The organism is Dietzia sp. DQ11-38-2 (assembly GCF_014145055.1).
GTDB lineage: Bacteria > Actinomycetota > Actinomycetes > Mycobacteriales > Mycobacteriaceae > Dietzia.
Genome location: NZ_JAALDW010000445.1, coordinates 24,150 through 29,092, shown reverse-complemented (window position 1 = coordinate 29,092; position 4,943 = coordinate 24,150). Strand labels below are relative to the sequence as shown.

4 protein-coding genes and 1 pseudogene are annotated in these 4,943 nt (G+C 69.9%); 3 read left to right on the top strand and 2 right to left on the bottom strand.

The features are described from left to right. Positions 1-261, top strand: a pseudogene (locus G6026_RS14235) (acyl-CoA synthetase); the annotation flags it as partial. A gap of 20 nt (positions 262-281) precedes the next feature. Then, positions 282-1,034: a hemolysin III family protein gene (locus G6026_RS14230; RefSeq protein WP_182613555.1), complete on the top strand. Its 753-nt coding sequence runs from the start codon at positions 282-284 to the stop codon at positions 1,032-1,034. A 159-nt stretch (positions 1,035-1,193) separates the two neighbouring features. Here G6026_RS14230 and G6026_RS14225 read toward each other — a convergent pair whose 3' ends face one another. Together G6026_RS14225 and G6026_RS14220 are read right to left on the bottom strand one after the other, a co-directional pair. Then, the gene (locus G6026_RS14225) at positions 1,194-2,300 is read right to left on the bottom strand and encodes a nitronate monooxygenase family protein (protein ID WP_182613559.1); all 1,107 of its coding nucleotides are present in this window, start codon (positions 2,298-2,300) and stop codon (positions 1,194-1,196) included. A 2-nt stretch (positions 2,301-2,302) separates the two neighbouring features. After that, on the bottom strand, positions 2,303-3,940 hold the full coding sequence (locus G6026_RS14220; protein ID WP_182613554.1) for an acyl-CoA synthetase: 1,638 nt from the start codon (positions 3,938-3,940) through the stop codon (positions 2,303-2,305). 77 nt (positions 3,941-4,017) lie between these two features. Between G6026_RS14220 and G6026_RS14215 the strand changes: the two genes are divergently transcribed. After that, complete coding sequence (locus tag G6026_RS14215) at positions 4,018-4,824, top strand: crotonase/enoyl-CoA hydratase family protein (protein WP_182613553.1); 807 nt, start codon at positions 4,018-4,020, stop codon at positions 4,822-4,824. Positions 4,825-4,943: the final 119 nt, after the last annotated feature.

Genomic DNA, 4,943 nt, shown 5'->3' with positions numbered 1-4,943 from the left:
GGCGACGCCGTGGCCGCCGCGGTCGTACTGCGGAACGGCGCGGACCCCGTCGGGATGGCCGCGCGCCTCGGGGAGTTCCTCGCCGACCAGTCCGACCTGGGCCCCAAGCAGTGGCCGTCACTGTTGCGGGTGACCGCCGCGCTGCCCCGCACCGCGAGCTTCAAGTTCAGGGCCCGCGACCTGACCGAACGGGGGACGGATCCCGCCGGGGATCTCGTCTGGTCGCGTGCGGACGGTCACAGGACGTTCACGCCGGCGTGAGGTGCCGGTAGGTTCTGCGTGTGAACTCCACACCGCGCCCGAGGGCCGACAGGGTCGATGAGGCCGACAGGGCCGATGAGGCCGACAGGGCCGACAGTGTCGACGATGTGCCCGGCGACGAGGACTTCGGCGTCCCCGCGCTGCCCGAGAAGCCGCTGCTGCGCGGGTGGATCCACGCCGGGACCCTCCCGGTGGCCGTGGTCCTCGGGGTGGTCCTGACCGTCCTGGCGGACGGTGCCGCTCTGAAGTGGGCATGTGCGGTCTTCCTGGCCACCTCGTCGCTGCTCTTCGGGATCTCTGCCCTGTACCACCGCCGGACCTGGGGCCCGAGGGCCACCGCGCTCCTGCGTCGGTTGGACCACTCCAACATCTTCCTGCTCATCGCGGGCACCTACACGCCCATGACGGTCGCGGCGCTCGACCCCCCGGCCAGCACGATCCTCCTGGCCATCGTGTGGTCAGGTGCGCTGCTGGGTATCGCGTTCCGCCTGTTCTGGCTGTCGGCGCCCCGATGGCTGTACGTGGTGCTCTACATCGTCCTCGGGTGGACCGCGGTGTGGTTCGCGGGTGACCTCGTGGAGGCCAACCTCGTGGGGGTCGGCCTCGTCCTCGCCGGCGGTCTCGCCTACACCGGTGGGGCCGTGGTCTACGGTCTCAAGCGCCCGAACCCCGTCCCCGGGGTCTTCGGCTTCCACGAGGTCTTCCACTCCTTCACGGTCCTCGCCTTCGGCTGCCACTGGGCGGCGATGCTGCTGTTCATCACGCAGGCCTGAGCACACGACCACAGCCGCCCCCGTCGTAGAACTCTCGCGCGCACACCAGTGCAGGCACGAGTTCATGGACGGGGGCGGCTGTGCGGGACGGGGCGGCTGTGCGGGACGGGGGCGAAGCCCAGGGGTCAGTCCAGAGATCAGCCCGGTTCAGCTCCGGGGTCAGCCCAGGGTGCCGCGCAGGCGCTCCACCGCCGCCTCGTACTCTCTCGCGATCTGGGCCATCGTCTCGGCGACCGGGACGACACCCTCCAGGGAGCCGATGATCTGGCCCGCCGGCATGGCCACGACCGAGGGATCCTGCGCCTCCGAGATCCGCTGGTGCGCCTCGGCGACGAGGACGTTCTGCAGGGGCATCGGCAGCGGGCTCGGGGCGTCCTCGGCGGCCCACGCCTCGGTCCACTTGCTCTTGAGCAGTCGCGCGGGCTTGCCCGAGTAGATACGGGTCCGGACGGTGTCGGCACTGGTGGCGGCGACCAGCGCCTCCTGCATCGCCCTGGACCCACCGTCGTCGCCGTACTCGGCGGCGGTGAGCCACCGCGAGCCCATCCACGCCCCCTCGGCACCCATCCCGATCACGGCGGCGACCTGTGCGCCGCTGCCGATCCCGCCGGCCGCCAACACGGGGGCGCGGCCGTCGAGCGCGGCGACGATCTCCGGCACCAACACGAGCGTCGCGACCTCTCCGGTGTGGCCGCCGGCCTCGCCACCCTGGGCGATCACGATGTCGACGCCGTTGTCCACGTGCGCGAGCGCGTGCTTCTTGGCGCCGGCGAGCGCGGCGACCTTGATCCCGTTGGCGTGCGCGAGATCCACGATGTGCTTGGGCGGCGACCCGAGCGCGTTGGCGATGAGCACCGGGCGGTGCTTGAGCGACATCTCGACATGGGCCTCGGCGACCGAGTGCAGCCACCCCAGGACGCCGGCGTTGTGCTCGGCGTCGTCCCCGAGAGGCGGCACCCCCAGGTCGTCCAGGACCCGGGACACGAACGCCTTGTGCTCCTCGGGGATCATCGCGGCGATGTCGGAGGTGCTGCCCTCGGTGGGCACCTTGTTGGGCATGACGATGTCGACACCGTACGGCTTGCCGTCGGTGTTCTCGTCCATCCACGTCAGGACCTCGTCGAGCTCGGCCGCATCGTTGTAGCGGACGCACCCGAGGACGCCCATGCCGCCGGCGCGGGTCACCGCTGCGGCGACGGCCTTGGACGGGGTGAAGGCGAAGACGGGGTACTCGATCCCGAATGCCTCCGCGAGGGGGGTACGAATGCTCACTTGCTGATCTCCTGGCTGTCGTCTGCGGGGCGGGACGCGGCGATCTCCGCGGCCCATCGGTAGTCGGGTTTGCCGGCGGGATTGCGCTTGACCGAGGTCTCGACCCACAGCGCCCGCGGGCACTTGTAGCGGGCGATCTCGCGCCGGGCGTGTTCGTTGAGCTCCTCGATCGGCGGGCACTTGCCGTCCCGCGTGTGGAGGACGGCGGCGACCTTGTGCCCCATCCGCTCGTCGGGGATGCCGATCACGAGCGCGTCGTACACGTCGGGGTGCGTCTTGAGGGCGGCCTCGACCTCCTCGGGGTGGACCTTCTCCCCCCCGGTGTTGATGGAGACCGACCCCCGGCCGAGCATCGTCACGGTGCCGTCTGCCTCGACCCGGGCATCGTCACCGGGGATCGAGTAGCGCTTCCCGTTGTAGGTCTTGAACGTGGCGGCGGTCTTGACCTCGTCCTTGTAGTACCCCACCGGGATGTGCCCGGTACGGGCCACCTTGCCGATGACGTCGGATCCGGGTGGGACCTCGTTGCCGTCCGGGTCGAGGACCGTGGTCTCGCCGTCGATCTTCACGCGGGGCCCTCCGGTGTGGGTCTTGCCCTTCTCCGCCAGGGCGATCCCGGAGAAGCCCGTCTCGGAGGACCCGATCGAGTCCGAGAGCATGACGTTCGGGAAGGCGTCGATGAACTGGTCCTTGACCGCGGGCGAGAACAGGGCCGCGGAGGACCCGATGTAGAACAGTGACGAGGAGTCGTACTTCTCCGGGTCCCATTCCTCGATCAGGGGCCGCGCCATCGCGTCTCCCGTGATGAACATGAGATTGATCTTCTGTTCAGTGACGGTCCGCCAGACCGTCTCGGGGTCGAACTCCGGGATGAGCACACTGGTGTGGCCGGCGAACAGAGCCATGAGGATCGCCCACTGGGCGCCACCGTGGATGAGCGGGGGCAGGGCGGTGCGGACCAGCACGCCACCGTCGACCGCCTTGTTCGCGAGCTCCCACTCGTCGGCGACCCTCTCGCCGGTGAGGAAGTCGATGCCGCCGCCGAGGACCATGAACACGTCCTCCTGCCGCCACATCACGCCCTTGGGGGAACCCGTGGTGCCGCCCGTGTACAGCATGTAGATGTCGTCGTTCGACCGCTCGGGGAAGTCACGCTCGGGCGACTGTGATGCCAGCGCCTCGTCGTAGTGGGCGACGGTGACCCCGTCCGGGGTCTGCGGGTCGGGGGTGTCGGTGCCGTCCTCGATGACCACGCAGTGCCGCACCCCCGGCGTGTTGGGAAGGGCCTGGGCCAGCACCTCGGAGTAGCGGCGCTCGTGCACCACCACGACGGAGTCGGAGTTGTCGAGCAGGTACTCGAGCTCGGCGGGGACGTACCGGTAGTTGACGTTGACCATGACCGCGCGGATCTTGAAGATCGCGATCATGGCCTCGACGGCCTCGATGGTGTTGCGGCTGTACACGGCCACCTTGTCGTCCGGCCCGACGCCGACCGACCGCAGGTGGTGCGCGAGCCTGTTGGCCCTGGCCTCCAGTTCCCTGAAGGTGAACGACCGGCCCTCCTGGACCAGGACGACCCGGTCCGGGACGCGATCGACACTGTGCTCGACGAGATCTCCGATGGTGTACGCCATACACCCAAAGTAGAACGTGTTACCGTCGGCCGTGGGCGAAAGCCGTGAACCCGTGTAACTAAATTTTTGGAGGCCCGATGACCCGCGTCGAGACGCCCGAGGACCAGCACCTGCTCACCGAACGGCGGGGACACGTCCTCGTGGTGACCATGAACCGCCCCGAGGCCCGCAACGCCCTGTCCGGCCCGATGATGCGTGGCATGGAGGCGGCGTGGGATCTGGTGGACTCCGACCCGGACATCCGTGCGTGCATCCTCACCGGCGCGGGCGGGTACTTCTGCGCGGGTGCGGACCTCAAGGCCATGAACAAGGACGCGCCGGGCGACAAGTTCGCCGGTGGGGGCTGGGATCTCACCCGCCTGCCCGCGCTACTCAAGGGCCGCCGGTTGAGCAAACCCCTCATCGCCGCCGTCGAGGGCCCGGCGATCGCGGGGGGGACCGAGATCCTGCAGGGCACCGACATCCGGGTCGCCGGCCGGTCCGCCAAGTTCGGCGTCTCCGAGGCCCGCTGGGGCCTGTATCCCCTCGGCGGGTCCGCGGTCCGGCTCGTGCGCCAGATCCCCTACACCGTGGCCATGGAGGTCCTCATGACCGGCCGCCATCTCACCGCCGAGGAGGCGGAGCGGTTCGGGCTGATCGGCCACGTGGTCGAGGACGGTGGCGCACTGGACAAGGCTCTGGAGATCGCCGAGCTCATCGCCGCCAACGGCCCCCTGGCCGTGCAGGGGATGATCGAGACGATCCGCCGCACCGAGGGTATGCACGAGGAGGAGGCCTTCCGCATCGACGCCGAGGTGGGGGGCCGCGTCTTCGCCTCGTCCGACGCCAAGGAGGGCCCCCGTGCGTTCGCGGAGAAGCGCACGCCGGCGTTCCGAGGCGAGTGACCGCGGGCGCGGACCCGGTTACAGGCCCAGCCGGGTCCGCGCCCGGAGCGCCCCGAGGTACCCCGAGGCCAGCCGCTTCTTGGCCGCGGTGAACGGGGGCGTCATGAGCTCGGAGACGT

Excerpts from the sequence above, each read along its gene's own strand:
- G6026_RS14220 (WP_182613554.1), bottom strand. The coding sequence starts at position 3,940 with ATGGCGTACACCATCGGAGATCTCGTCGAGCACAGTGTCGATCGCGTC.
- G6026_RS14215 (WP_182613553.1), top strand. The coding sequence starts at position 4,018 with ATGACCCGCGTCGAGACGCCCGAGGACCAGCACCTGCTCACCGAACGG.